The sequence below is a fragment of the Brevibacillus parabrevis genome, assembly GCF_003710905.1.
GTDB classification, from domain to species: Bacteria; Bacillota; Bacilli; order Brevibacillales; family Brevibacillaceae; genus Brevibacillus; species Brevibacillus parabrevis.
In genome coordinates this window covers 1-485 of record NZ_RHHV01000031.1, presented here as the reverse complement: position 1 = coordinate 485, position 485 = coordinate 1, and the positions used below count along the sequence as shown (strand labels likewise).

The following is a 485-nucleotide window of genomic DNA, read 5'->3' as shown; positions in this document are numbered from 1 at the left end:
AACCCCGGTGGCTCCCGTAGCTCCAGTTGACCCCGTGGCTCCGGTTACTCCCGTAACCCCGGTGGCTCCCGTCTCTCCGGTTGACCCCGTGGCTCCGGTTACTCCCGTAACCCCGGTTGCTCCCGTCTCTCCGGTTGCTCCCGTAACTCCAGTTGCTCCCGTTTCTCCGGTTACTCCCGTGGCTCCAGTTGACCCCGTGGCTCCGGTTGCTCCCGTAACTCCGGTTGACCCTGTCTCTCCGGTTACTCCCGTGGCTCCAGTTGCTCCCGTCTCTCCGGTTGCTCCCGTAGCTCCAGTTACTCCCGTGGCTCCGGTGGCTCCGGTTGCTCCCGTGGCTCCGGTTGACCCTGTCTCTCCGGTTACTCCCGTAGCTCCGGTTGCTCCAGTTGACCCCGTGGCCCCTGTTGACCCCGTAGCTCCCGTAACCCCGGTGGCTCCCGTCTCCCCGGTGGCTCCCGTAGCTCCAGTTGCTCCCGTGGCTCCAG

Annotated in this window: 1 protein-coding gene; it reads right to left on the bottom strand. The window is 66.0% G+C overall.

Annotation, left to right across the window (positions count from 1 at the left end):
- Positions 1–485: hypothetical protein (locus EDM60_RS27775; protein ID WP_208715260.1), on the bottom strand; the 485-nt coding region annotated here is incomplete at both ends.